Origin of the sequence: Paraperlucidibaca wandonensis, assembly GCF_042677145.1 — a bacterium.
GTDB lineage: Bacteria > Pseudomonadota > Gammaproteobacteria > Pseudomonadales > Moraxellaceae > Perlucidibaca > Perlucidibaca wandonensis.
Genome location: NZ_JBHTIT010000001.1, coordinates 120,201 through 145,755 on the forward strand (window position 1 = coordinate 120,201; position 25,555 = coordinate 145,755).

At 52.4% G+C, this 25,555-nt stretch carries 20 protein-coding genes; 12 read left to right on the plus strand and 8 right to left on the minus strand.

Translation table 11 applies throughout. The annotated features are described in order from the left end of the window. The first annotated feature begins 2 nt into the window (after nucleotides 1–2). The 6 genes from ACFQ0F_RS00555 to ACFQ0F_RS00580 all read left to right on the plus strand — a co-directional run bounded on the left by ACFQ0F_RS00555 (nucleotide 3) and on the right by ACFQ0F_RS00580 (nucleotide 7,297). Nucleotides 3–1,328 (plus strand): homoserine dehydrogenase, encoded by a 1,326-nt coding sequence (locus tag ACFQ0F_RS00555; protein WP_340675352.1) that lies wholly within the window; start codon nucleotides 3–5, stop codon nucleotides 1,326–1,328. Then, nucleotides 1,325–2,473 (plus strand): threonine synthase, encoded by a 1,149-nt coding sequence (gene thrC / locus ACFQ0F_RS00560; protein WP_340675353.1) that lies wholly within the window; start codon nucleotides 1,325–1,327, stop codon nucleotides 2,471–2,473. Before ACFQ0F_RS00555 ends, thrC begins: the two co-directional genes overlap by 4 nt. 33 nt (nucleotides 2,474–2,506) lie before the next feature. Next, nucleotides 2,507–4,258, plus strand: a complete 1,752-nt coding sequence (recJ, locus tag ACFQ0F_RS00565) for a single-stranded-DNA-specific exonuclease RecJ (protein WP_379067906.1) — start codon at nucleotides 2,507–2,509, stop codon at nucleotides 4,256–4,258. Nucleotides 4,259–4,361: 103 nt separating this feature from the next. Further along, nucleotides 4,362–5,457 (plus strand): peptide chain release factor 2 gene (gene prfB, locus ACFQ0F_RS00570; RefSeq protein WP_379067909.1). Its coding sequence is split into 2 segments (ribosomal slippage): nucleotides 4,362–4,433 and nucleotides 4,435–5,457, totalling 1,095 coding nucleotides; the frame shifts between segments, so codons are not numbered across the junction. Nucleotides 5,458–5,469: 12 nt separating this feature from the next. Beyond that, nucleotides 5,470–6,984: a lysine--tRNA ligase gene (lysS, locus tag ACFQ0F_RS00575; RefSeq protein ID WP_379067912.1), complete on the plus strand. Its 1,515-nt coding sequence runs from the start codon at nucleotides 5,470–5,472 to the stop codon at nucleotides 6,982–6,984. A 4-nt stretch (nucleotides 6,985–6,988) separates the two neighbouring features. Then, nucleotides 6,989–7,297, plus strand: coding sequence for a hypothetical protein (locus tag ACFQ0F_RS00580; protein ID WP_379067915.1), 309 nt, complete (start codon nucleotides 6,989–6,991; stop codon nucleotides 7,295–7,297). A 53-nt stretch (nucleotides 7,298–7,350) separates the two neighbouring features. Here ACFQ0F_RS00580 and ACFQ0F_RS00585 read toward each other — a convergent pair whose 3' ends face one another. Next, nucleotides 7,351–10,056: a thrombospondin type 3 repeat-containing protein gene (locus ACFQ0F_RS00585; protein ID WP_379067918.1), complete on the minus strand. Its 2,706-nt coding sequence runs from the start codon at nucleotides 10,054–10,056 to the stop codon at nucleotides 7,351–7,353. Nucleotides 10,057–10,080: 24 nt separating this feature from the next. After that, on the minus strand, nucleotides 10,081–11,163 hold the full coding sequence (locus tag ACFQ0F_RS00590) for an OmpA family protein (protein WP_379067921.1): 1,083 nt from the start codon (nucleotides 11,161–11,163) through the stop codon (nucleotides 10,081–10,083). A gap of 255 nt (nucleotides 11,164–11,418) precedes the next feature. Between ACFQ0F_RS00590 and ACFQ0F_RS00595 the strand changes: the two genes are divergently transcribed. The 4 genes from ACFQ0F_RS00595 (at nucleotide 11,419) to ACFQ0F_RS00610 (ending at nucleotide 15,261) form a co-directional block, all read left to right on the plus strand. Then, nucleotides 11,419–12,552 carry a Re/Si-specific NAD(P)(+) transhydrogenase subunit alpha gene (locus tag ACFQ0F_RS00595; protein ID WP_340676149.1) on the plus strand — a complete coding sequence of 378 codons (1,134 nt, stop codon included), beginning with the start codon at nucleotides 11,419–11,421 and terminating at the stop codon, nucleotides 12,550–12,552. Between the two features lie 24 nt (nucleotides 12,553–12,576). Continuing rightward, nucleotides 12,577–12,921: a proton-translocating transhydrogenase family protein gene (locus ACFQ0F_RS00600; RefSeq protein ID WP_340676360.1), complete on the plus strand. Its 345-nt coding sequence runs from the start codon at nucleotides 12,577–12,579 to the stop codon at nucleotides 12,919–12,921. A gap of 12 nt (nucleotides 12,922–12,933) precedes the next feature. After that, nucleotides 12,934–14,322, plus strand: a complete 1,389-nt coding sequence (locus ACFQ0F_RS00605) for an NAD(P)(+) transhydrogenase (Re/Si-specific) subunit beta (protein WP_340676150.1) — start codon at nucleotides 12,934–12,936, stop codon at nucleotides 14,320–14,322. Nucleotides 14,323–14,517: 195 nt separating this feature from the next. Then, a complete protein-coding gene (locus tag ACFQ0F_RS00610) occupies nucleotides 14,518–15,261 on the plus strand; it encodes a hypothetical protein (RefSeq protein ID WP_379067925.1) in 744 nt (247 codons plus the stop codon). Between the two features lie 17 nt (nucleotides 15,262–15,278). Here the strand turns inward: ACFQ0F_RS00610 and ACFQ0F_RS00615 are convergent, their stop codons facing one another. The 5 genes from ACFQ0F_RS00615 to ACFQ0F_RS00635 are packed head-to-tail and all read right to left on the minus strand — an operon-like array spanning nucleotide 15,279 to nucleotide 21,725. Then, complete coding sequence (locus ACFQ0F_RS00615) at nucleotides 15,279–16,070, minus strand: tRNA threonylcarbamoyladenosine dehydratase (RefSeq protein ID WP_340676152.1); 792 nt, start codon at nucleotides 16,068–16,070, stop codon at nucleotides 15,279–15,281. Nucleotides 16,071–16,091: 21 nt separating this feature from the next. Further along, on the minus strand, nucleotides 16,092–17,126 hold the full coding sequence (locus ACFQ0F_RS00620) for an SMP-30/gluconolactonase/LRE family protein (RefSeq protein WP_340676153.1): 1,035 nt from the start codon (nucleotides 17,124–17,126) through the stop codon (nucleotides 16,092–16,094). 46 nt (nucleotides 17,127–17,172) lie between these two features. Continuing rightward, nucleotides 17,173–17,508, minus strand: a complete 336-nt coding sequence (locus tag ACFQ0F_RS00625) for a type IV pilus assembly protein FimV (protein WP_340676154.1) — start codon at nucleotides 17,506–17,508, stop codon at nucleotides 17,173–17,175. Between the two features lie 5 nt (nucleotides 17,509–17,513). Continuing rightward, the gene (locus tag ACFQ0F_RS00630; protein WP_340676155.1) at nucleotides 17,514–18,842 is read right to left on the minus strand and encodes a ribonucleotide-diphosphate reductase subunit beta; all 1,329 of its coding nucleotides are present in this window, start codon (nucleotides 18,840–18,842) and stop codon (nucleotides 17,514–17,516) included. 24 nt (nucleotides 18,843–18,866) lie between these two features. Then, the gene (locus tag ACFQ0F_RS00635; RefSeq protein WP_379067930.1) at nucleotides 18,867–21,725 is read right to left on the minus strand and encodes a ribonucleoside-diphosphate reductase subunit alpha; all 2,859 of its coding nucleotides are present in this window, start codon (nucleotides 21,723–21,725) and stop codon (nucleotides 18,867–18,869) included. Nucleotides 21,726–22,270: 545 nt separating this feature from the next. Here ACFQ0F_RS00635 and ACFQ0F_RS00640 point away from each other — a divergent pair. Together ACFQ0F_RS00640 and ACFQ0F_RS00645 are read left to right on the plus strand one after the other, a co-directional pair. Then, the gene (locus ACFQ0F_RS00640) at nucleotides 22,271–22,981 is read left to right on the plus strand and encodes a response regulator (protein WP_340676157.1); all 711 of its coding nucleotides are present in this window, start codon (nucleotides 22,271–22,273) and stop codon (nucleotides 22,979–22,981) included. Next, nucleotides 22,981–24,615 (plus strand): ATP-binding protein, encoded by a 1,635-nt coding sequence (locus tag ACFQ0F_RS00645; protein WP_379067933.1) that lies wholly within the window; start codon nucleotides 22,981–22,983, stop codon nucleotides 24,613–24,615. The genes ACFQ0F_RS00640 and ACFQ0F_RS00645 overlap by 1 nt, the downstream gene beginning before the upstream one ends. A gap of 543 nt (nucleotides 24,616–25,158) precedes the next feature. Here the strand turns inward: ACFQ0F_RS00645 and fdxA are convergent. After that, complete coding sequence (fdxA, locus tag ACFQ0F_RS00650) at nucleotides 25,159–25,482, minus strand: ferredoxin FdxA (protein ID WP_340676159.1); 324 nt, start codon at nucleotides 25,480–25,482, stop codon at nucleotides 25,159–25,161. Nucleotides 25,483–25,555 lie beyond the last annotated feature (73 nt).

Consider the following 25,555-nt stretch of genomic DNA (forward strand, 5'->3'; position numbering starts at 1 on the left):
ACTTGAACGCGACTAATTCGACCGTAAATAAGCCCGTCAATATCGGTATTGTTGGCCTAGGTACTGTGGGCGGTGGTGCTCTGCATTTGCTCCGCGCCAATGCAGCAGAGCTCTCACGCCGCACAGGCCGCGACATCGTGGTGTCGCATATAGGTGTGCGCCGTGAGCATCCCAACCTCGACTTGGCTGGCATCACCGTGAGCATGGATATTTTTGCCGTGGTCGATGATCCTGCAGTTGATATTGTCGTTGAAGTTATCGGTGGTATTACCGTTGCTCGAGAACTCGTGCTGCGCGCCATCGCCAATGGTAAGCATGTGGTTACCGCGAACAAATGGCTGCTGGCTGAGCATGGCAATGAGATTTTTACTGCTGCTGAAGCCAAGGGTGTGCATGTTGGCTTTGAGGCATCGGTCGCAGGCGGCGTGCCTATTATCAAGGTGTTGCGTGAAGGTTTGGCGGCTAACAATATCGAATGGCTGGCCGGCATCATCAACGGTACAGGCAACTATATTTTGACCGAAATGCGCGATAAAGGTCGTTCCTTTACCGATGCACTCGATGAAGCAAAAGCGCTGGGCTATGCCGAGGCCGATCCGACGTTCGATGTTGAAGGCATTGATGCGGCGCATAAGCTCACTATCATGGCCTCACTAGCTTTTGGTATCCCGTTGCAGTTTTCTAAAGTCTATACCGAAGGCTTGTCGCAGCTCACTCGTGATGATGTCATCTATGCTGAAGAGCTGGGCTTTCGCATCAAGCAGCTGGGCATGGCGCGTTACACACGCGAAGGCGTGGAACTGCGCGTGCACCCAACACTGATCCCGAATGACCGCCTGATCGCCCATGTGAATGGCGTGAAAAATGCCATCCTGGTGCAGTCCGATGCCGTTGGCACCACCATGTATTACGGTGCTGGCGCTGGTGCAGGCCCAACAGCTTCGGCCGTAGTCGCTGATATTGTTGATTTAGTGCGGTTGTTGACGTCAGAGTCAGCGCCCAATGTGCCGCATTTGGCCTTTATGCCTCACGCGATCACCAATACACCGATCTTGCCGATGGAGTCGGTAGTGACTTCCTACTATTTACGTCTGCAGGCTTATGATCGTGCCGGGGTGTTGGCCGATGTCACGCGCATTTTGAGCAATCACGACATCAATATCGAAGCCATTTTGCAGAAACCCATGCAGGAAGGCGGCTCGGTGCCCGTTATTATTTTGACCAAGCCTGTTGTTGAGCGCGAAATGAACCGCGCCATGGTAGAGCTTGAAGCACTTGATCACATCATTGGGTCAGTCACACGTATTCGTATGGAGTCTTTGGCATGAACGCAGGCAACCGCTATACCGGCTTAATTAATCGCTACCGTAGCCACTTACCGGTGACTGCCGACACGCGCATCATTTCTTTGGGTGAGGGCAATACGCCGTTAATTCGCCTGAAAAATATCCCAGCGTTGATTGGCAAAAATGTCGAAATTTATGTGAAATACGAAGGTCTGAACCCGACCGGCTCGTTTAAAGATCGCGGCATGACCATGGCTGTGACTAAGGCTGTGGAAGAGGGCTCGAAAGCGATTATTTGCGCCTCAACCGGTAATACCTCAGCTGCTGCCGCTGCCTATGCGGCGCGCGCTGGCATCAAAGCCTTTGTGCTTATTCCAGAAGGCAAAATTGCCATGGGTAAGCTGGCACAGGCCATGATGTATGGCGCCATCACCCTGCAAATTCGCGGCAACTTCGACGATGGCATGGAGCTGGTTAAGCAAGTCGCGGCGCATGCGCCAGTGACTATCGTTAACTCGGTTAACCCCTATCGTCTGCAAGGTCAAAAAACTGCGGCTTTCGAAATTGTCGAAGAGCTTGGCCGCGCACCTGACTACCACTGTCTACCAGTCGGTAACGCCGGTAACATCACGGCGCATTGGATCGGCTATTGCGAATACTCCACGCCAGTTGGCGAAACTGTGACTCAGTCATGTAGTTTCTGTAATGGCAAATGCACTTTTGCTTGCGAGCCTGTGATCAGCAATCGTCCAAAAATGCTTGGCTATCAAGCCTCCGGCTCTGCGCCATTTGTGCGTGGCGGCCCAGTGAAAAATCCAGAAACCGTGGCCACTGCGATTCGCATCGGTAACCCGCAAAGCTACGATCAAGCACTGAAAGTGATGAGTGAGTCGGGCGGTTGGTTTGATGAACTCAGCGACCAAGAAATTCTCGATACTCAGCGCCTGTTGGCGATGAGCGAAGGTATTTTCTGTGAGCCAGCATCTGCGGCCTCCTTGGGTGGCGCTATTCGCGACATCAAGTCCGGCAAGATTGCTGAAGGTTCGGTCATCGTCTGCACACTGACTGGCAATGGCTTGAAAGATCCTGACACGGCCATTGGCCAGTGCCAAAGCTCGGTGCTGAAAACCATCGATGCTACCTTGGATCAAGTCCGCGATAGCATTCTGCAATCGATGGGTGTTTAAGCTGCCGAGCACTCAGCTTCAGTTAATCCCGTTATGAGCACGCCTCTGCGCTGGCAGCGGCGTGCTTTAAGTCATGCCGATCTGCCCTCTGTGCCGCCTTTATTAGCCAGGCTCTACGCTGCCCGTGGCGTGCGTACTGAGTCTGAGCTAGCGATGACGTTGGCTGCTTTGCAGCCAGCCAGCAGCCTTCATGGCTTAACTGCGGCAATAGAATTATTGGCTCAAGCTCTGCATGAGCAATGGCGCATCCTCGTGGTCGGCGATTTCGACGCCGATGGCGCGACCAGCACAGCGCTATCCTTACGTGCCTTGCGTGCCATGGGTGCGCAGCATGTCGACTACTTAGTTCCCAATCGTTTTACCTATGGCTATGGCCTCACGCCCGGCATCGTCGCGCTGGCGCTGAGCGAGAAGCAGCCGCAGCTCATCATCACCGTCGATAACGGTATTGCCAGTCATGAAGGCGTGGCGGCGGCACAGGCGGCGGGCGTGCGCGTACTCATCACCGATCATCATTTGCCCGGCGCAACGCTGCCGCCGGCCGATGCCATCGTCAACCCGAACCAAGCCGATTGCGACTTTCCCAGCAAAGCTTTAGCCGGCGTTGGTGTGGTGTTTTACGTGCTCTCAAGCCTGCGCACGCGCTTACGCGACGATGGCTGGTTCGCCGCTCAAGGCATTGCTGAGCCTAATATGGCTAATTATCTAGACCTTGTGGCTTTAGGTACGGTGGCTGATGTGGTCGCGCTCGATGCCAATAATCGCCGCCTCGTGCAACAAGGCTTGGCGCGTATTCGAGCTGGGCGTTGCTGCCCTGGCATTACCGCTTTACTGCGTGTGGCTGAGCGTGATATCGCCAGTTTAGTAGCCAGTGATCTGGGCTTTGTTGTGGCGCCACGCCTCAATGCAGCAGGCCGCCTAGACGATATGCGCGAAGGCATTGAGTGCTTACTTTGCGATGATCCTGCTGAAGCCAAACGCATGGCAGAAGACCTTGATGCGCTGAATTTAGAGCGTCGCGAGATCGAAGCCGGCATGCAAAATGAAGCCATGGCGGCGATGCGCGAGCTGACCATCAGCGAAGAAAATTTGCCGCCCGGTTTAGTGCTTTACGACCGGCATTGGCATCAAGGCGTAATTGGTTTGTTGGCAGGGCGTATTAAAGAGCGCTTTCATCGGCCAACAGTCGCCTTTGCGCCGGCACAAGCACCAGCGTACGGCGAGATGCCCAGCGAGCTAAAAGGCTCGGCGCGCTCCATTCCTGGCGTGCATATTCGCGATGTGCTCGATGCCATGGCGACGAAAAATCCCGGCCTTATCACGCGCTTTGGTGGTCACGCCATGGCGGCCGGCATGAGCTTACCCAGCACGCAGCTGGCGGCATTTCGCCTAGCCTTCGAAGAAACCTTGCGCGAATGGGTTCCGCCTGAAGCTTATGACGCAGTTTTGCTCACCGATGGCGAGCTCAGTGCCTCTGAGCTGAATGAGCAAACGGCGTATTTGATTCGCGATGCCGGCCCTTGGGGTCAGGCCTTTCCTGAGCCCTTATTTGAAGGTGAGTTTTTGTGTCTTGGTCAGCGCTTACTTAAAGATAAACACATCAAATTCAGCCTCTGCCATCCAGAGAGCAATCGCGTCATCGATGGCATTGCTTTTGGCGTGGATAGGGCACTTTGGCCTAATCTCAAGTGCGAGCGAATTCGTGTTGCTTATCGCTTAGATATCAATCGTTTTCGCGGCATGGAGACGCTGCAGTTGCGCATCGAGGCGATGCTGGCGTTGTAAGCTAGCTTTGCAAAGTGGCTTTACGCTGAGCTAATGCGCAGGCAGCACGCGCGCGCATTTTTCGCTACAATACCGCGCTTTACACGACGGCATTTTTAGCATCATGGAAATTAATCCCTACGTCCTCCGCATTAAAGACCTCACCGAGCGCACTGAGTCGCTCCGGGGGTATCTTTGACTACGACCTCAAGCAAGAGCGCTTAGAGGAGGTCACCCGCGAGCTTGAAGATCCCAAACTCTGGGATGAGCCCGAAAAAGCCCAAGCCATTGGTAAAGAACGCAGCATGCTCGAAGGCGTGGTACTGACCATTGATCAGCTAACTAGTGGCCTTGTCGACACCAAAGAGCTGCTCAGCTTAGCCGTTGAAGAAGATGACGAAGACACGCTAGTCGATGTTGCCAGCGAGCTAGATGGCCTAGATAAGCTGGTCAGCGATCTAGAGTTTCGTCGTATGTTTTCTGGCGAGATGGACCCCAATAACTGCTTTATCGACATTCAGTCCGGCTCTGGCGGCACTGAAGCGCAAGATTGGGCGAGCATGCTCATGCGCATGTTTTTGCGTTGGTCTGACCGTCACGGCTTTAAAACAGAAGTGATGGAAGTTTCCGATGGTGAAGTTGCTGGCATTAAGTCTTGCACCATTCGCGTCGAAGGCGACTATGCCTTTGGTTGGCTGCGAACTGAGACTGGCGTGCATCGCTTAGTGCGGAAATCGCCATTCGATTCTGGCAACCGTCGTCACACCTCATTTTCGGCGGTGTTTATCTCGCCAGAAATTGATGACGACATCGAAATTGATATCAATCCATCCGATGTGCGTACCGACACCTACCGCGCTAGTGGCGCTGGCGGTCAGCACATCAACAAAACTGACTCTGCTGTGCGTTTAACCCACGAACCTACGGGCACCGTGGTGGCTTGTCAAAACGAACGCTCGCAACACGCCAACCGCGATCGCGCATGGAAAATGTTACGCGCCAGACTCTATGAGCTGGAAGTGATGAAACGCAATCAAGCCAAACAAGCGCTAGAAGACACCAAGGCCGACATTGGCTGGGGCCATCAGATTCGCTCCTATGTGCTCGATCAGTCTCGCGTGAAAGATTTGCGCAGCAATATTGAAAGTTCTAACCCGAACGCCGTACTTGATGGCGATATCGACGAATTCATCCAAGCCTCATTAAAAATGGGCCTGTAAGCGGACGCCACCATGACAGATAAACCAGTAGAAAATACGCCACCAGTAGATATCAACAAACTCATGGCTGAGCGTAAGCAGAAGCTTGCTGTACTGCGCGAGGCTGGCCCGGTATTTCCAAATGACTTCCGCCGCGATGCTATCAGCAGTGACCTGCACACGCGCTTCGACGAGGCCACAACGGAAACCTTGGAAGCTGAGAAACCAGTTTTTTCAATTGCTGGCCGCATGATGCTGAAGCGCGTGATGGGCAAAGCTAGCTTCGCCACATTGCAAGATATGGGTGGGCGCCTTCAGATTTATGTTCAGCGCGATAGCATTGGTGAAGATGTTTACGCTGGCTTTAAACAGTCAGATTTAGGCGATATTTTTGGTGCTACCGGCTACCTATTTAAAACCCGAACCGGTGAGCTTTCGCTGCATGTAACGGAGCTGCGCTTATTGACCAAAGGTCTGCGTCCATTGCCTGATAAGTTTCATGGCATGGCTGATGTCGAGACTAAGTATCGCCAGCGCTATGTCGATTTGATTGTTAGTGAAGAAACGCGTCGGACTTTCCGCATTCGCTCGCAAGTAGTCGATGGCATTCGCCGCTTCATGGCTGCTCGCGACTTTATGGAAGTGGAAACACCGATGATGCATGTCATCCCCGGTGGTGCCGCCGCGAAACCGTTTAACACGCACCACAACGCGCTCGACATGCCGTTGTTTCTGCGTATCGCGCCTGAGCTGTATTTGAAGCGCCTAGTCGTTGGCGGTTTCGAGCGCGTGTTTGAAATCAATCGCAACTTCCGCAATGAAGGTGTGTCGACGCGCCACAACCCAGAATTCACCATGATAGAGTTCTATCAGGCCTATGCCGATTACAATGATCTCATGGACCTCACCGAAGATATGCTGCGCACCCTCGCTACCGATATTTTGGGTAGCACCGATGTGCCATATCAGGGTGAAGTCTTTGATTTCGGCGGCAAGTTTGATCGTTTATCGATGGTCGACTCCATTCTGAAATACAACCCGCATTTAACCCGTGAACAGCTTTGGGATTATGACCAAGCGGCGGAAATCGTGCGCTCACAGCTGAAAATGGATGTGAAGTCGATTTGGGGTGTTGGCAAATTGCATACGCTGATTTTCGAAGAGACCGTGGAGACGCAGCTGCGCCAGCCCACCTTTATCACTGAGTATCCGGCCGAAGTTTCACCCTTGGCCCGCCGTAATAATGATAACGAGTTCATTACCGATCGTTTTGAGTTCTTCATTGGTGGGCGTGAAATCGCCAATGGTTTCTCTGAGCTTAATGACGCTGAAGATCAGGCTGAGCGCTTCATGCAGCAGGTGCGTGAGAAAGAAGCGGGCGATGATGAGGCCATGCACTACGATGCCGACTTCATTCGTGCGCTTGAGTACGGTATGCCGCCAACGGCAGGTGAGGGTATCGGTGTTGACCGCTTGGTGATGTTGTTTACTGATTCAGCCAGCATTCGCGATGTGATTTTGTTTCCGCATATGCGGCCTGAGGTTTAATAGCATGCAACATGACCAAACAAGTCGTTTTATTCCGGCTGCAGGATATTTAGCGCTGATTGCATCGCTTTATGTGCCGATTGCCGCTGTGATTGCAATTGGCTTGTTTGCTATATGTCTATTTAGTTCTTCTGCTTTATTAAGGGCGCAGGCGAAGTTACAAGCAGCAATTGTATTAATACTAGCTATATATTTTGCGATAGCTGTTGTATTAACGAAGCTTGAAACGCTACAGGTGCTTGTTGTGATTGGTAAGGTTGGATTTATTGTGGCTAATTTATTTGGCTTGTATCGACTGACTACCGCTAAGTAATGACTAAGCAATAAAAAAGCCACCGTTAGGTGGCTTTTTTATGTGTGCGGTGTTTAGCCGAATGGATTGACGTCGCCAAATCCACTTGCGGCATCAGCCAATGGGCCAAGGATAACGTCTAGCGGTGTGCCGGTTGGCGTTGTGCTTTCACCATCGCCACCACCAAATCCACCTACGGCATCAGCCAATGGTCCAAGGATAATGTCTAACGGCGTTCCAGTTGGCGTTGTGCTTTCACCATCGCCACCACCAAATCCACCTACGGCATCAGCCAATGGTCCAAGGATAATGTCTAGCGGCGTGCCAGTTGGGCCTGTGGCATCGCCACCACCAGCGCCACCAACTGCATCAGCCAATGGGCCAAGGATAACGTCTAGCGGTGTGCCGGTTGGCGTTGTGCTTTCGCCATCGCCACCACCAAAGCCACCTGCAGCATCAGCCAATGGGCCAAGGATAGCGTCTAGCGGTGTGCCGGTTGGCGTTGTGCTTTCACCGTCGCCACCACCAAAGCCACCTGCAGCATCAGCCAATGGGCCAAGGATAGTGTCTAGCGGTGTGCCGGTTGGTGTTGTGCTTTCACCGTCGCCACCACCGATACCAGGAATTGGTAATGAGCCATTGCTTGGTGGGTTGCTAGGGTCGATTGGGCCTAGGGCCAGCTGTGTGCAGACATCGTACACATTCATCGATGTACCTAGGTCAACCGATAGGCCTCCGCCAATAGTGACGCGCAGCTTTTGGAAAGGTTTAGTAGCAAAACCGCCGATGAGATATTTTGCTGGTGTGCTCGTCAGGCTGTCAGGGCTTAAAGCATCCGTATTGCCATCAAAGCCGAAGCTCAGTAGCTCTAAGGCAAAGCCACCACTGGTTTCAACACCACCAAAAATGTCTCCGCCATCGGTTGTAACTGTGATGGACTTAGCAAGGCTAAGCTCAACTAGGCTACGCGGCACTTGGATAACAAATGATGCCAATCGACCGGCTGGCATTTGTGCTGGGAGAGTCACTTCAACACCGACATTGCCGGTTAAGGCGCCACTGGTGAATAGGCTGTCAGCCAAGGCCACGGCGTTATTTACTTTGGTGAAGGTGTCTAGGTTGCCATCAGCAGCAGAGTCTGGCGAGGTGACTCCACAAATTTCAACAGCTTGGCCACCAAGCAGTAGTGTATTCAGTGCGCACAGGCCGCCTTCTTTCACCGGAGCCACTGTGCTGCCGACAGGCGCGCCAGCCGAACAGCTATATTGGGTTTTCAGATCGGCAAAAGTGGGACAGGTGAAATCTGGCTGGCCATTTTCATCAGTTGTACGCCAGATACATTTATCCTCCAGACTAGAATCTGGAATGCCATCGCCATCGGCATCCGAGTCACATGCGTCACCTTTGCCGTCGCCATCAAGATCGGCTTGGCTGGGGTTAGGCACAGCTGGGCAGTTATCAGCTAAGGCGCCTTGTGTGTCGTCTCGAACGCCGTCACCATCTTGATCATTGTCACAGGCATCGCCAATCTTATCGCCATCAATGTCCGCTTGATTTGAGTTGCTATCGAATGGGCAGTTGTCAGCATCGTCATTAACGCCATCACCATCATTGTCGTCATCACAAGCATCGCCTATGCCATCGCCATCACTATCGTCGTTGGTAGCGCTAGAGGTGTTTGGGCATTTATCTTCCCTATCAAAAAAGTCATCACCATCCTGGTTATCGCAAGCATCACCTAGGGGGCCACCATATGTGTTGCGCTGATTAAGGTTGGCTATATCTGGGCAGTTATCTGCGCCATTTAGAACGCCGTCACCGTCTTTATCGTCATCACAAGCATCGCCTTCGCCATTGCTATCGGTATCGAGCTGCGAAGCATTTGCAACCAATGGGCAGTTATCTGCGATATCTGGAATGCCATCGCCATCTACATCGGTATCGCAGGCATCGCCCACACCATCATCATCGAGGTCTTTTTGGTTGGTATTGGGTACAGTTGGGCAATTATCAACGGCATCTGAGGGGCCATCGCCATCTGTATCAGAGCAAACATCGCCTGTCCCATCGTTATTAAAGTCTGCTTGGTTGCGATTTGACACTGTTGGGCAGTTGTCGACGCCATTATTAACACCGTCACCATCAATATCGCCATCGCAAGCATCACCAACGCCATCGCTGTTTGAGTCTTGCTGTGATGGGTTAGGGACTAATGGGCAGTTGTCTACGCCATTTTTGACGCCATCGCCGTCGCGGTCATTGTCGCAAGCGTCTCCGAAGCCGTCATTGTCGGTATCAATTTGGTTGGTATTCGCCTTAGTTGGGCAGTTGTCCATCCAGTCAGGAATGCCGTCATCATCACCATCAACACAGCCATCGACTCGCGGATCGTTAGGGCAGTTGTCATTATCGTCTGGGATGCCATCGCCATCTTTGTCGCCTTCACATTTATCGCCGATGCCATCGCCATCGGTATCAACTTGTGAGGCATTTGCAACTATTGGGCAGTTATCTGTGCCATTTGGAATGCCATCATTGTCTTTATCTTCATCGCATGCATCGCCTATGCCATCGTTATCGATATCCGACTGAGTTGGGTTGTACTTGTTAGGGCAGTTATCAGCCACGTCGGGCTTGGTGTCGTTATCTGAGTCGGGTAGGACTGATTGTGCAGGGGTTGCTGTGCCGTTTTTCGCCGAGTCGCCGCCACAAGCAGTAAGCGTGAGCGCCACTGCGGTGAGGCCGATCAGCATGTATTGTTTGCTTTTGAGCAATATCATGATGTTAGTCCTTTAATTAAAATCTTAGTTTGCTTCTGAAATGCTGAGTAAGAACTCAACACGTCGATTTTTGGCGCGATTTTCAGCGCTGTTATTTGTTACCAAAGGCATGGTTTCACCCAGGCCTATCGCTTGAAAACGTTTGCCATCTAAGCCTTCAGCAATCAGTGCGCTACGCACGGCAGCGGCACGCGCGAGTGATAGGCGTTGGTTGCTGTTGTCGCTGCCAACATCATCGGTATGGCCGGCGATGATGGCGCGTAGGTTGGCTTGTTTTTCAAAGAATTTAGCGGCTTCGCTAATGCTCGCTTTTGAGGCGGCAGTTAGTGTGGCTTTATTCGTGTCAAACTCGATGTTGTTGAGTGTTGCTGCTTGGGCAATGGCACAGCCGGTGTTGTCTGTGCGGACGCCGGCCAGTGTGTCTGGGCATTGGTCGCGATCATCGGCGATGCCATCATTGTCGGTGTCAGTTGGAGCAACCTCTTTAATGATAGGAGCTACGGCAGGTGCTGGCACTTCACGAATCACTTCTATTTCGCGAATCACCTCTACGCGCTCGACTTTGCCTAATGGCACTTCGACACCAGCACTTAGAGTGGTATCGAAAATATCTTTGCTATTAAAGTCGTCATACACGCCTTGAACCTCTATACGGCCACGAACTGTTTTACCGATGAGTTTGGTTAGGCCGAGACCGACATGAGCGGTTAGGCCATCTTCATCGAGAAAGTTAGTGTCGTTGTGCACATAGCCCGCGCCAGCGAGGACATAAGGTGTGAATTCATCGCGATCGCCAAATGAATACATCAGCGAGCCGGTTAATGCTTGGCGAAAGTAGTTGGTATCTTGGGTTTTATTGGTTTTTAGCGTGCTGGCATTGGCGGCAATCTCAAACGCCCAACGCTCACCCCAGCTCATAATGGGAATATCTAACGCACCCGTTACACCATAGCCGTGGTCAACATTTTGACGGCTATCATCGGTGGCATTGAACATGGCGCCTATATAAAAGTTGTATACGCCGTTGGTTTGCTCAGGAACATCAGCGAGTGCAGCGCTGCATGTAGAGGCTAGTAGGGCCGCTGCGGCTAGGCGTGAAATAGGCATGACAGGTTCACTCAAGTGTTATTGTTGTGTGTGAGTGAATTTACCACGCAAGTGTAAACTTGTTGAGCATTACATCAGGTTTTTGGTAATTTTGTGTAAACGAATTTCTGGCATTTTCTCTGCATAGCCTCGACAAAAGTCGTAGCAGATAGCTTACAATCCGCCGGTTACTTCCTGCGGTAATCTGCCGCTTTTACCGAGTCGCTCCTCTATTCACGTATGATGGGCGGCTTAAACGCAAGATGAGGACGAACCATGCAGATTGGTATCCCCGCGGAAACTCTGGCTGGCGAGACGCGTGTCGCTGCAACTCCAGAGACCGTAAAGAAGTTTGTGGCTATGGGCTGCAAAGTTGTTGTGCAAGCTGGTGCTGGTGTTGCCGCTAGCTGTATCGACAGCGCCTATGAAGCCGCTGGTGCCAGCATCGCTGCTAGTGCTGCTGATACATTAAGTGCATCAGATATTGTGCTGAAAGTTGCTGCACCAACCGCTGATGAAGTGGCCTTGATGAAGCAAGGTGCAACTGTACTGGCTGCTTTTGCACCTCATCAAAACACTCATTTCGATGCTTATGCCGCTAAAGGTCTGACCTGCGTTGCGATGGAATTGATTCCGCGCATCACGCGCGCGCAAAGCTCCGATATTCTGTCGTCGCAAGCTAACGTGGCCGGCTACAAAGCCGTGCTCATGGCTGCGAACGAATACGCAGGCCTATTTCCCATGATGATGACCGCTGCTGGCACTATTAAGCCTGCACGCGCCGTGATCTTGGGTGTTGGCGTGGCTGGCCTACAAGCCATCGCGACCGCTAAGCGCTTAGGTGCTGTGGTGGAAGCGTCAGATTTGCGTCCTGCTGCACGCGAGCAAGTTGAATCGCTCGGTGGTCGTTGGTTAGACGTGCCAATGAGCGAAGAAGAGGCCGCCAAAGCCTTGAGCACGGGCGGTTACGCTTGGCAGCCATCGCCAGAATACATCCGTGATCAAGCGGCTGTGGTCGATAAAGCGGTGTCGAATGCCAACGTGGTGATTACCACAGCACAGATTCCTGGTCGTAAAGCGCCGACATTGGTGAAAGCCGAGACTGTTGCGAAGATGAAGCCAGGTTCGATCATTATCGATATGGCCGTGAGCTCAGGCGGTAACGTCGAAGGTTCGCAGCTCGATCAAATCGTGGTGACTGAAAACGGCGTGCGCATTGTTGGTATTGGCAACATTCCGGCATTAGTGGCAACTGAAGCTTCTGCTTTATATGCCCGCAACATGCTGAATTTCTTAGCGCCAATGCACAACAAAGAAACCAGCGAGATCGTCTTGAACCGTGAAGATGACATGGTTAAGCCCACGCTGATTGTTGATGCCGGCACGGTCAACTACCAAAAACCGAATTGATCGGGAGCTTTCCAAATGATTGATATGTCTCAGGTAAGTCAGTTGGCAGAGCACGCTACCAGCGTGCCATTTGTCACTACCTTTACCATTTTCGTGCTGGCTATTTATGTCGGCTACTACGTGGTTTGGGGCGTAACACCTGCGCTGCACACACCATTAATGGCGGTAACCAACGCATTGTCCGGCATTATTATTGTCGGTGCCATGCTGCAAACCGTGGCTACGGGCACAGACCCTGCTGCGCTGCAAACCATTACCCCTACCAGCCTTTTGGGCGCTTTCGCTGTTTTCTTGGCCAGTATCAACATCTTCGGCGGCTTTGCTGTTACCGAACGCATGCTTGATATGTTCAAGAAAAAGAAGAAGTAAGGAGCGACTCAAATGAGTGATTTTGCACAATACGCCGACTGGTTCTATTTGGTCGGCTCTGTTCTGTTCATCCTGACCCTGCGCGGTTTGTCGGGTCCAAAAACAGCCATCATGGGTAACCGTTACGGCATGATCGGCATGACGCTGGCCATTCTGACCACGTTCTTTGTTGCGCCTAACCCCGTGCTCGGCATGATCATCGGCGCGATGATTGCTGGTGCTGTGGTTGGCTTGGCGCGTGCGCGCACTGTGCCGATGACGCAAATGCCTGAAACTGTGGCGATGATGCACTCCTTGGTGGGTCTCTCGGCTGTCTGTATCGCTATTGCAGCGGTATTGCACGAAGGTGTTCATCACGACGCATTGCACCGTTTTGAACTCTTTGTTGGCTGCTTTGTTGGTGCTATCACCTTCACGGCCTCGGTCTTTGCTTATGGCAAATTGGCCGCGAAAAAGTGGGCGAAATCGGTTAGCGGCGTTTGGGTGAAACCACTGCAAGCCATCTTGTTCTTGGGTATGGTCGGCTTTGGTATGGTCTATTTCCGTACTGAAGACCTCAACGCCTTCTACGCCATGACAGCGTTGGCATTGGCATTTGGCCTTATCTGGATTGCCCCCATCGGCGGCGGCGATATGCCTGTGGTGGTGTCGCTGCTGAACTCGTTTTCGGGTTGGGCTGCTGCCGGTATCGGTTTCACATTGAACAACCCGATGTTGATCATCGCTGGTTCGCTAGTGGGTTCGTCAGGTGCCATTCTCTCCTACGTCATGTGTAATGCCATGAACCGTTCGCTACTGAACGTGCTCTTCGGCGGCTTCGGTACTACAGCAGTTGCTGCTGCTAGCGGCGATGGCACAGAGAAGACACACAAGTCTGGTTCGGCTGAAGATGCGGCATTCATGATGGCTAATGCTGATTCTGTGGTCATTGTGCCTGGTTATGGCTTGGCTCAAGCGCGTGCGCAAAACGCCGTGAAAGAGCTAGCAACGGTACTGAAAGAGCAGGGCGTGAAAGTGCGCTATGCCATTCACCCGGTTGCAGGCCGTATGCCTGGCCACATGAACGTGTTGTTGGCAGAAGCCGATGTGCCATACGAAGACGTGTGCGAGATGGACGAAATCAATAGCGATTTCGCCTCTACCGACGTAGTTCTGGTCATTGGCGCTAACGATGTGGTTAACCCCGCAGCGAAAGATGATCCAGCATCACCGATCTACGGCATGCCAATTTTGGAAGCTAGCCGTGCGCGCACCGTGATGGTGATTAAGCGTTCGATGGCAACAGGCTATGCTGGCCTTGATAACGACCTGTTCTATCTAGACAAAACCATGATGGTGTTTGGCGATGCCAAAAAAGTCTTGGAAGAAATGGTTAAAGGCGTTACCGGCGGCGGTCACTAATTCATTTGAGTTAGTCCCCGCGGGATGTTGAAAAAAACCACGGCCCATGCCGTGGTTTTTTTTGCTCTCGATTTGCCTAGACAACTGGAGTTACAAAAATATTCAGTATTTTTCATACCCCCTAAACGGGGGATTGTCGGCTCACTAGCGCTAAAATTATATTTGCCTTGAATTAAATATAAAGGCTGAGCCTCCATGAAAAAACTACTCATAGCCGCTACTGTAGCGGCTAGCTGCTACGCACCAATGGCAATGGCTGGCTGGGGTGATTTGCTCAGCGCCGCTGCGAATATCGCCAATCAAAGCGCTGGCAATAACGCTGGTAATGAGCAAGCAGCCGCTGCTATTGCTGCCGCTGCAGCCAACTTAAACGCCTATGGCACTGTGGCCGCTAACCCAGCAACCATCCAGCAAGGTCTTGCCCAAGCCCTAGCAAACCAAGCTCAGGCCAATGGTCAGACGCTGACACCAGCTCAGCAAAAAGCGCTAGTAGCTGCCTATGCGCAAGCCGCTGCTAATGCTCAAGGCCAAGCAGCGGCATTGACGGCACTTCAGCAGCAGCAGTTGATTAAGCAGGGCATGACTCCAGCACAGGTGCAGGCCTATGCTCAGCTACAAGGTGTGACGCCAGAGCAGCTGCAAGCGCTCGCGCAAGCACAGGTCAACGCCATGACACCTGCGCAACGCAAACAGTATCAAGCAGCCCAGGCGCAGGCTTTGGCTCAAGCACAACAGCAAATTCAAGCACAACAAGTAGCAGCTGGCCCTTGTCAGGCGTCAGCTACATCAAAAACCGGTGGCTTAGGTGGCATGTTCGGCAAAATGGCCGGCGGCATGTTGAAGTCGGGCCTAGTGCCAGGCATGTCGGCTGAAGCAGCGGCAACTGCTGCATCGGTGGCTGAAAGCGCCGGAGCAATGGCCGACTGCGTACCCCAGTAAACGTTAAGCAATAAGTGTTAAGTCCGCACCTTGCGCCGCAGCAGCTGCGCAAGGGCGGTACTCACCGCGAGCAAACCCATGCTCGCGGTCACCGTTACCAAAGAGCCATAGCCGCTACAATTTAGCGATGCGCTGCCGCACATATCTGGCGGCGTGCTTATCGGCTCATCTGAATAAATACAGCTAATGCCAAATACTTTGCCAGCCTCGAGAGGGTAGCCATGATGCTTGCGCAGGCGTTTGCGTAAACGCGCGAGCAGTGGATCTTGCTCAGTGAGCGCTAGGTCGGCCATATGCAAACGCGTAGGATCCATTTTGCCGCCAGCGGCACCGCAAACCACCAATACATTGCGATGACGGCGTGCATGTAGCGCTAGTGTGAGTTTGGCTTTTGCATCATCGCAGCAATCTAAAATGATGTCGGGCTGTGGCGTGAGAATATCCAGCGCATTTTCCCGCGTCAGAAAATCATCAACCACTCGCACTTGGCAGCGCGGATTAATATCTCGTACGCGCTCAGCCAAAACTTCGGCTTTGCCACGGCCAAAGGTTGATGTCATGGCTGGAAGCTGGCGATTCACATTGGATGCAACCAACACATCAAGATCAACTAGCGTGAGCTGGCCGATGCCATTGCGAGCAAGTGCTTCTAATGCCCAGGAGCCAACGCCGCCAAGGCCGACTACTACGGCATGGCTACTTTGGAAGCGCTCAAGTGCAACGTCGCCATAGACTCGCGCAACGCCAGCAAAGCGGCGCTGGTGATCGTCATCAATAATGGGGTCTAGCGTAGGGGTAGGCTCGGTCATAAATCGGGGTGCGCAAGCGGATTATTGTAGGCTCGCAGGCAATGGGCAGCTGAGCAAGTAAGGGTCAAATAGCTGGCCTGCATAGAGCCGGCCATCGAAGGATTGTACGCTGCTAATGGCGCTAATTCGTTCGCCGCTATCTGTAAAAATAACGCGACTGGCACCTGTGGTGGGATTGATAGCATAAATTTTGGTTGGCGATTGCGACGCAGGGCGCTGCCAATGCAAGCCAAGACCTATGAGTGATGGGTAGGCACTGCTGAGCAGGTCGCCATTGCTCGCAACGCTGAGGCCGTCGAGTAACGATAGTGCTGTCACGCTGGTGCGCTCGCTAAGCTGGCCATCTTTGCCACGCTTGAAGCGCACTAAACCCTCGCCCAATGTTTGCGTGACCCAAAGATTATCGCCGCGAATAGCCACGCCATTGGCGATGGCAAATTGACCAGCGGCGACGCGCCAGCCTTCGCCCGGGCGATACATCACCACGGTAGCTTTGCGCTGTAAAAATAGCCACTCGACGATGCTGGCACCATTGGCGCGCTCGTTGGTGACATAAAGTGTGCCATCGGGCGCGATGGCGATATCGTTGGGCGCACTCAGTAGCGGAGAGGTGAGCAGCTCGTGAAAGCGTAGCTGATCGTCAAGCACTTCATAGACTGCGATGCTGTGCTGATCGCTGATTAAGTCACGATCGTGGCTGATGACATACAGCCACCAACGACTGTCAACGTGTCGAAGCGCCATGCCTTGAGGGCGAAATCGAAATTTTTCGGGCTCGCCGACGCGTGGCAAGACCACCATGGCATTCGTGCTTGGCGTATAAGCGTAGATCTCGCCAGTGCGTGCAAAATGTCGACGATCGTGACTAGAAATTAAGAGTCGCGGCGTATCTAAAGCCTGCGAGATGACCTTGTCGGGCCCCGGGCCTGTGCCAATCAGCTGGCATTGCGCAATGTTCAGCTCCACGGCAGCACTCGTCGTGGCGTGACTCATTGGCGCTAGCATTAAGCTGACCCAGAGCAAGTGCTGGGTCAGATGGCGCAGGGTAGGTGTCATCGGCAGGGCCTTAATCAAGCAAGCAGATGGCTCAATACGCCATAATTTACTGAGCGTCGGGCTTTTCTGCTAGCTCTTGCAGACGAGCGGCTTTTAACTCAATCAGCTGTTGCGCATCTTTGCTCTGCTGCTCTAGGTCAGCAATGCGCGACTCCAGCTCATCATTTTCGGCCTTTAGGGCGTCTACCGACTCCTGCGTTAGCACTAAGGCCTCAGCAGAAGTGGCATTTTCCGGCATGGCCAATGGCTCTTGCTTGCCAGTCGTGAGCGCTGATTCAGCGTTTACTTCAGCATCGTTTGCCGCTGGCTGACTGGCTTGCCACCAGCGCCAGCCAGAAAACACCACAATGATCGTTAACGCTAGAATAATCAGCCGTTTCATAGGACCTACCAGGCTAGTGCGCCACCGGTTTGATACTCGGTGACACGGGTTTCAAAGAAGTTCTTTTCCTTGCGCAAGTCCATGATTTCGGACATCCACGGGAAAGGGTTTTTAACGCCCGGGAACTGTTCAGCTAACCCTAACTGCATTAAGCGACGGTTGGCAATGTATTGCAGATACTCTTCCATCATCGCAGCGTTCATGCCGAGCACGCCACGCGGCATGGTGTCGCGGGCATATTCGACTTCGAGCTGAGTGCCTTCCAAGATCATTTGCGTGGCTTCCTGTTGGAAAGCCTTGGTCCACAACTGTGGGTTTTCGTTTTTGATTTGGTTGATGACATCGATGCCGAAGTTCACGTGCATGGATTCATCGCGCAGGATGTATTGGAACTGCTCAGCGACACCGGTCATTTTATTGCGGCGACCCATGGAGAGAATCTGGGTAAAGCCACAGTAGAAGAAGGTGCCTTCGAGCACGCAGTAGAACGCAATCAGATTGCGCAATAAGCGTTGATCATTCTCAATAGTGCCAGTTTTGAAGCTTGGGTCACTGAGATTTTGCGTGTACTTCAAGCCCCATGCCGCTTTACGCGCCACACTCGGTACTTCGCGATACATATTGAAGACCTCGCCCTCATCGATGCCCAGCGACTGAATGCAGTACTGGTAAGCATGGGTGTGGATGGCCTCTTCAAAAGCTTGGCGTAGCAAGTATTGGCGGCATTCTGGGTTGGTGATGTGGCGATAGAGTGCCAGCACCAAGTTATTCGCCACCAGTGAGTCGGCGGTGGAGAAAAAGCCCAATGAGCGCATGACGATTAGGCGCTCGTCATCGGTTAGTTGGCCATCGCCAGATTTCCACATGGACACGTCTTTCGACATGTTCACTTCTTGTGGCATCCAGTGGTTGGCGCAGCCATCGAGATATTTTTGCCATGCCCATTCGTATTTGAATGGTACGAGCTGGTTAAGGTCAGCACGGCAGTTGATCATGCGTTTGTCATCGACGCGAATGCGCTCGGCACCCATTTCCAGGTCTTCTAGGCCGGGAGCGGGGTCGAGTGCAGCCAAGGCCGCCGCAGCGCGCTCGTGAGCAGAGCCCTCTACGGCGTCTCGGGCGTCATTGCTGACGCGAGTGATGGCCTCTGTGATGATGGCAGCAGGTGCCTCAAGTCCACGAGGGGTAGATCCGGCTGCAGATGGCGCAGCAGAAACCACTGCCTCTGTCGGCGCACTTGCTGGGTTCGCAGCTGGCGTCTCAGTTCTTTTCGACGGAATCGGTGCTGGCGCATTGGGCTTCTCGTCCGCATTAAAATCATCCCAACTAATCATATTCTATCTCCTAGAGCCTACGCCTTATTGACAGGCTTCGCAGTCTGGATTGTCGATCGAGCAGGCCAGTGGTACTGGTGCTGCGACGACCATGTCTTCAATTTGTGCTTTTACCGCGTTCAGCGCGCCGTCGGAAACCGTCGATTTCTCTGTCGCTGTGGCGCCAATGGCACGGAGGTAATACGTGGTTTTTAGGCCGCGATACCACGCCATACGGTAGGTGATGTCGAGTTTTTTGCCCGATGCTTCAGCCAAGTACAAGTTCAGTGATTGCGCTTGGTCAATCCATTTCTGGCGGCGCGAACCGGCATCGACTAACCAGCGCGGTTCGATCTCAAACGCGGTGGCATAAATCGCTTTCATGTCGGCAGGCACGCGCTCGAGCTTCTGCACCGAACCTTCGTAATACTTCAGGTCGTTGACCATCACTGTATCCCATAGGCCACGTGCTTTCAGCTCATGCACCAAGTAGGGGTTAACTACGGTGAACTCGCCCGACAGGTTCGATTTCACATAAAGGTTTTGGTAGGTCGGCTCGATCGATTGCGAGACGCCGCAAATATTCGAAATCGTTGCCGTTGGCGCAATCGCCATGACGTTGGAGTTGCGCATACCGACGGTTTTTACTTGATCGCGCAATGTTGCCCAGTCCAGCGTTTGGCTGAAATCGACTTCAACATATTGTGCGCCGCGATGCTCAGCGAGTGCCCATAGCGAGTCGATAGGCAATACACCACGGCTCCATAGTGAGCCTTCGAATGTCGAGTAGCGGCCACGTTCGCCGGCTAGCTCGCAAGAAGCTTCGATGGCGTAGTAGCTGATGGCTTCCATTGAACGGTCGGCAAAAGTTACGGCGTCATCGCTAGCATAGGCCAGTTTCTGCTTATACAGCGCATCTTGGAAGCCCATGATGCCCATGCCGACGGGGCGATGGCGCATGTTTGAGGTGCGTGCAGCTTCAACGGCGTAGTAGTTGATGTCGATGACATTATCGAGCATACGCACAGCAGTACGCACAGTGCGGCGCAGCTTGTCTTGGTCTAGACCGGTTTCGGATACGTGGTTTACCAAGTTTACCGAGCCTAGGTTACAGACCGCGATTTCATCTTTGCTAGTGTTTAGCGTGATCTCGGTGCACAGGTTTGACGAGTGCACGACACCGACGTGTTGCTGCGGCGAGCGCAGATTGCAGACATCTTTGAAAGTGATCCAAGGATGGCCTGTTTCAAACAGCATCGAGAGCATTTTGCGCCATAAATCTTGCGCTTGAATGCGTTTGTACAGGCGCATTTGGCCGTTGTCGCACATGCGCTCATATTCGGTGTAGCGCTGTTCGAAGGGCTTGCCGTACAGATCATGCAGATCGGGCACATCAGATGGCGAGAACAGAGTCCATTGGCCGCCATCGAAGACGCGCTTCATGAACAGGTCGGGCACCCAGTTGGCGGTATTCATGTCGTGTGTACGACGACGATCATCGCCGGTATTTTTACGCAGCTCGACAAACTCTTCGATGTCTAAGTGCCAGGTTTCTAAATAAGCACAGACCGCACCTTTGCGTTTGCCGCCTTGGTTCACTGCCACAGCGGTGTCGTTGGCGACTTTCAGGAATGGCACGACGCCTTGTGACTTGCCATTGGTGCCTTTGATGTAGGCGCCGAGTGCGCGCACGGGCGTCCAGTCGTTGCCTAGACCACCGGCCCATTTCGACAGCATGGCGTTATCTTGGATGGCGCCATAGATGCCGTGCAGGTCATCGGGAATCGTGGTCAGGTAGCAGCTGGAAAGCTGCGGACGCAGGGTGCCGGCGTTGAATAGAGTTGGTGTTGATGCCATGTAGTCGAAGCTGGACATCAAGTCATAAAACTCGATGACGCGGGCTTCACGATCACCCGGCTCTTGCATGGCTAGGCCCATGGCGACGCGCATAAAGAAAATTTGCGGCAGCTCGAAACGGACGTCATTGCTATGTAAGAAATAGCGGTCGTATAGCGTTTGCAGGCCAAGATAAGTGAACTGGAAGTCACGATCTGGCTTCAGGGCTGCGCCTAAGCGCGCCATGTCGTAGTCGGCCAGTTTAGGGTCGAGCAGTTCTAACTCAATGCCGCGATTGATGTAGATCGGCAGTGCGTGCGGGTAGTACTGAGTCATCTCGCCTTGTGATGCCAGCTCAGCAATGCCCATAAACGACAAGCCTTCGCTGCGCAGATGATCGAGCAGTAGACGGGCGGTAACGTAGGTGTAGTTGGGCTCTTGCTCGATCATCACGCGGGCGCACATGACTAAAACGTTGTTGATGTCAGTTTCTGCGGCACCGTCGTAGAGGTTGCGCAGAGTGTCTTCAACAATGGCTTTCGATTCGACACCGCTCAGGCCTTCGCAGGCGTTGACCACTAAGGCTTCGAGGCGACCAAGATCGAGCAGATGACGGCTGCCATCGGCCTTTAGCACGTGCAGTGTCGGGTGATGACGTGTCGACGCAGGTGTTTCGATATCGCGGGCGCGGGCGCGCTCATCGCGGTAGAGCACATAGGCTCGAGCAATTTTTTGCTCACCGGAGCGCATCAAAGACAGTTCAACTTGGTCTTGGATTTCTTCGATATGAACCATGCCGCCGCTGGGCATGCGGCGCTTAAACGTGGCCGACACCAATGTGGTGAGCTGAGCCACGGTTTCATGAATACGGCTGGAGTTGGCTGCTGCCGAACCTTCAATGGCTAAAAAGGCCTTGCTGATGGCTAGCGCGATTTTGTTGTCGTCATAGCTGACCACAGTGCCATTGCGTTTAATAACACGCAGCTGGCCTGGCGCAGTGCCGGCAGTGGGCGTTGTCGGAGTGGTTGGCGTTTGCGTGGTGGCTTCGGCGAAAATGTCTGCTTGCATAGATTCCTCGGCAACAGGACACAGTGTGTGGCCTGAATAAAGACAGTGGTGGCGACTGTCGAACACTAGATATTGTGGTTGTTGAGTTCAGCATTTAGGTGGCTGATGTGCAAGTTGGCGAGTGTGCAGCCTCTTGCAGCTGGTGTGTATAAAACCGCGTATGGGCATATCATGTCCAGCGTTTTTTAAGAAAATATCGCTATATATAGTGTTTATGTATGCAGGTGACACACTAGATAGTGTGTTTGGCTGAGTTCTCTGAGCGTCAAATCTGTGGATAAGTTGTGCATAGCTTGCGGGTATCCCTTGGGATAACTTAACTTTGGTCGAAATATTAGTGACTTAGCTCAAAACACTAGATATTGTGTTTTGAGCTGTTTCGCAACTCGATAAATTGTTCTATCACTAGCCGCAGTGTTCGTTGCGTTGCAGTATATGAATGTTTACAAAACCGTATAAACTGCAACATGAGCCACTTGCTTTGTCGCGCAGTGGCAGTAACACGCGTGTTTTAGTTAACACATAAGAAGAATAGGGAGCATGGCATGGCATCTCACGAAGCGCCGCCGAAGATTTTGATTGTAGAAGACGACCAGCGCTTAGCAGAGCTGACTCAGGAATACTTGATCCGTAATGGCTTGGAAGTGAGTATTGAAGGTGATGGCCAGCGTGCTATTCGCCGCATCATTGATGAGCAGCCCGACCTCGTTGTGCTCGATGTTATGTTGCCTGGCGCCGATGGCCTGACTGTTTGTCGCGAAGTGCGCGGCCAGTTTAATAAGCCGATCATTATGCTAACGGCACGTACTGACGATATGGATCAAGTCTTGGGCTTGGAAATGGGCGCGGATGATTACGTGCCTAAGCCTGTGCAGCCTCGTGTATTGCTGGCGCGTATTCGTGCGCAACTACGCCGTGGTGAGAGCACTGAATCGACAGCGCAGCGCATTAGCTTTGGTGAGCTGATCATCGACAATGGTGCACGTTCGGTAACATTGGCTGGCGAATTAGTTGACTTCACTAGCGCCGAATATGACCTGCTCTGGCTGCTAGCTTCTAGTGCTGGCAAAACATTGTCGCGCGAAGATATCTTCTCGAAATTACGCGGCATTGAGTATGACGGCCAAGATCGTTCAATCGACGTCCGTATCTCGCGTATTCGTCCAAAAATTGGCGATGACCCCGATAGCCCGCGCATTATTAAAACTGTGCGCAGCAAGGGTTATCTCTTTGTGAAGGATGGTGGCAACGCCTAATGCTGCGAGCCTTTCGCACTAAGAGCATCTTTGTCGGGATTTACGGCGGCATCTTGTTGACGGTGGTGGCAGTTAGCTTCCTCACCTATATCACGATGCACTGGATGAATAATCAGCGTGCGCAAGAATATACCGAGCGTATGTCGACAGCGGTGTTTCACATCACGGCAATTGCTGTAGCGCGACAAAAGGCCGAGCAACGCGCTTTATGGTTGCAAGATGCTTCGTTACTTATTGATGCGCCCTTGCAGCTGATTAGTGCCTTACCCATCTCGCCCACTGGCCATGAAGAAGAGCGTTTAGCTCAGGGCTACACCGTGGTTCGTACGATGGGTGATGCCAGCGATATTTATATTCGTGTGCCGTTGCCAGGAAAGCTGTCGTACTTAACCACGCGCATAGCAGGTATTGGTGAGCAGCAGGCTAGGGCGGCGGCAAACTTTTATTTAGAAGATCTCGCCAACTATCCCGGCCAAGAAGAAATTCGCCTGAAGACGCTATCGCCATTTGTTGGCTTTCCGATGGCGATGATTCCATTGAGTAAGGTCAGGCTAGACCGCGATCAGCGTATTCGTCTTGAGCAAGATGAGATTGTCGTGAGTTTTGGCGAGCTTTCATCCAGTGCCACGCGCTCGGCCATGACGGTCTATGCGCCTAGCCAAAATCGCTCCGGCCAAGTGCTAATGCTTGGCCCCTTCGAATTATTTGACCCTTTACCATTTCAGCATCTGGTTATTGCCTGTGTGATTGCGCTGTTCTTTATTACCTTGGGTGCGTATTGGGTTATTCATAACTTCGAGATCAAGGTTGTCTCGTTGGGCGCGACTGTGCAACGTCTGCGAGAGGGTGACTTAACCGCGCGGGCTGATGTCAGTGGTAGCGATGAGATTGGTCGTTTAGCTGAGACGCTCAACCAGATGACGGCGCATATAAAGCGTTTGCTAGACTCGCAGCGCGAATTAACCCAAGCGGTATCGCATGAGTTGCGCACGCCTTTAGCGCGCCTACGGTTTGGTATGGAAATGATGGCGGGCTCTCCCGATGAGGAGGATCGCTTTCAGCAGCTCGAACTACTCGATGAAGATATCAATCAGCTAAACCAATTGATTGATGAGATTTTGACTTACGCCACGCTACAGCAGAGCCGCCCGCAGCTGAGCTTTGAGCCGCTGGATATGACTGCTTTGATGGGGCGTATTCAGCGTGAGACTGATGCGCTGAGAAAGCCTGCCAAGTTGACGGTGATTGTAGATGATGACTTGGTGATTCAAAGCGTTGAGCGTTACGCCCATCGTGTCATCCAAAATCTAGTAGGTAATGCCCTGCGCTATGCCAACCATGATGTGCGCGCAACACTGCGCCGTGATGGTGACTATGTCGTATTGTGGGTTGAGGATGACGGTCCGGGCATTCCAGAGGCGCATCGTGAGCGTATTTTTGAGCCGTTTACTCGCCTCGATGATAGCCGTACGCGCAGTACCGGCGGTTATGGCTTAGGCCTGTCTATTGTCAGTCGCATCGTGCATTGGTTTGAAGGTACGATTTATGTAGACCAGAGTCACCAGCTAGGTGGCGCCAGATTTATTATGCGCTGGCCAGTCTCTCCAACTGGGAAGCAGAGCGCATTAACGTAACGCAACAAAATGCCACAAACCTCATATCGTTTTTGTCTGACATTTGCCAGATTATTACGTCAACCGCAACGCGAACCACACGTTTAATCTCACAGGATGAAGACGACGGTGTGCAACAACGATGATTGTTTTTCAGGGCTCACATGATGTGGGCCCTTTTTTTATGTAAGAAATACCTTACAAGAAACCCTGTATTTTACGCCATATTGCGGTAATTACTTTCAAACTATTGTTGGGTCTTTTTTTATCTATTTGAATATAAAAGGGTAAAATCAAACCCATCATAGGTTGGATCGCTCAGCATATTGTGCGGCCCTGTAAACCTACTACCATTAGCCTTATCAGGACGCCGCTTAAAGGATTATGCGAGCACAAGGATGGTGTGTAGGAAGTACGCATGATGTGAACTCCCAGGGTAGGGGACAAGGATGTGGTCGAGCGAGGGAATGAGTCGGCCACAAAAAAGGAGCTATTTAGCTCCTTTTTTGTATTTAAACTTCACTGTTTATCTGACGCTATAAGAGTAGACCACAGCGCTAGGCTTTAGCGTTCTAGCAAAGGCAGCTTGTTCGGCTTGCCATCCCACTCTTTACCGTCTGCTGGACGCTCACCAATCTCGGTGATATTTGGCCAAATCTGCGCCAGATCGGCGTTGATTTTGATAAATGCCTTTTGGTTTTCTGGTAGCTCATCTTCAGAGAAAATGGCGTTGGCTGGGCATTCTGGCTCGCAAAGTGCGCAATCGATGCACTCATCTGGGTGAATCACTAAAAAATTTGGGCCTTCATAGAAGCAGTCTACTGGGCACACTTCCACGCAGTCTTGATATTTGCACTTGATGCAGTTTTCGGTAACGACGAATGTCATGGTTAAGCAATCCCGGTGACTAATGACTAATGGCGGCTAGTTTACTGTCGCAGCATCAGTGTGGCAATTGACT

Coding starts and splice junctions, on each gene's coding strand:
- thrC (WP_340675353.1), top strand. CDS start 1,325: ATGAACGCAGGCAACCGCTATACCGGCTTAATTAATCGCTACCGTAGC.
- recJ (WP_379067906.1), top strand. CDS start 2,507: ATGAGCACGCCTCTGCGCTGGCAGCGGCGTGCTTTAAGTCATGCCGAT.
- lysS (WP_379067912.1), top strand. CDS start 5,470: ATGACAGATAAACCAGTAGAAAATACGCCACCAGTAGATATCAACAAA.
- ACFQ0F_RS00580 (WP_379067915.1), top strand. CDS start 6,989: ATGCAACATGACCAAACAAGTCGTTTTATTCCGGCTGCAGGATATTTA.
- ACFQ0F_RS00585 (WP_379067918.1), bottom strand. CDS start 10,056: ATGATATTGCTCAAAAGCAAACAATACATGCTGATCGGCCTCACCGCA.
- ACFQ0F_RS00590 (WP_379067921.1), bottom strand. CDS start 11,163: ATGCCTATTTCACGCCTAGCCGCAGCGGCCCTACTAGCCTCTACATGC.
- ACFQ0F_RS00595 (WP_340676149.1), top strand. CDS start 11,419: ATGCAGATTGGTATCCCCGCGGAAACTCTGGCTGGCGAGACGCGTGTC.
- ACFQ0F_RS00600 (WP_340676360.1), top strand. CDS start 12,577: ATGTCTCAGGTAAGTCAGTTGGCAGAGCACGCTACCAGCGTGCCATTT.
- ACFQ0F_RS00605 (WP_340676150.1), top strand. CDS start 12,934: ATGAGTGATTTTGCACAATACGCCGACTGGTTCTATTTGGTCGGCTCT.
- ACFQ0F_RS00610 (WP_379067925.1), top strand. CDS start 14,518: ATGAAAAAACTACTCATAGCCGCTACTGTAGCGGCTAGCTGCTACGCA.
- ACFQ0F_RS00615 (WP_340676152.1), bottom strand. CDS start 16,070: ATGACCGAGCCTACCCCTACGCTAGACCCCATTATTGATGACGATCAC.
- ACFQ0F_RS00620 (WP_340676153.1), bottom strand. CDS start 17,126: ATGACACCTACCCTGCGCCATCTGACCCAGCACTTGCTCTGGGTCAGC.
- ACFQ0F_RS00625 (WP_340676154.1), bottom strand. CDS start 17,508: ATGAAACGGCTGATTATTCTAGCGTTAACGATCATTGTGGTGTTTTCT.
- ACFQ0F_RS00630 (WP_340676155.1), bottom strand. CDS start 18,842: ATGATTAGTTGGGATGATTTTAATGCGGACGAGAAGCCCAATGCGCCA.
- ACFQ0F_RS00635 (WP_379067930.1), bottom strand. CDS start 21,725: ATGCAAGCAGACATTTTCGCCGAAGCCACCACGCAAACGCCAACCACT.
- ACFQ0F_RS00640 (WP_340676157.1), top strand. CDS start 22,271: ATGGCATCTCACGAAGCGCCGCCGAAGATTTTGATTGTAGAAGACGAC.
- ACFQ0F_RS00645 (WP_379067933.1), top strand. CDS start 22,981: ATGCTGCGAGCCTTTCGCACTAAGAGCATCTTTGTCGGGATTTACGGC.
- fdxA (WP_340676159.1), bottom strand. CDS start 25,482: ATGACATTCGTCGTTACCGAAAACTGCATCAAGTGCAAATATCAAGAC.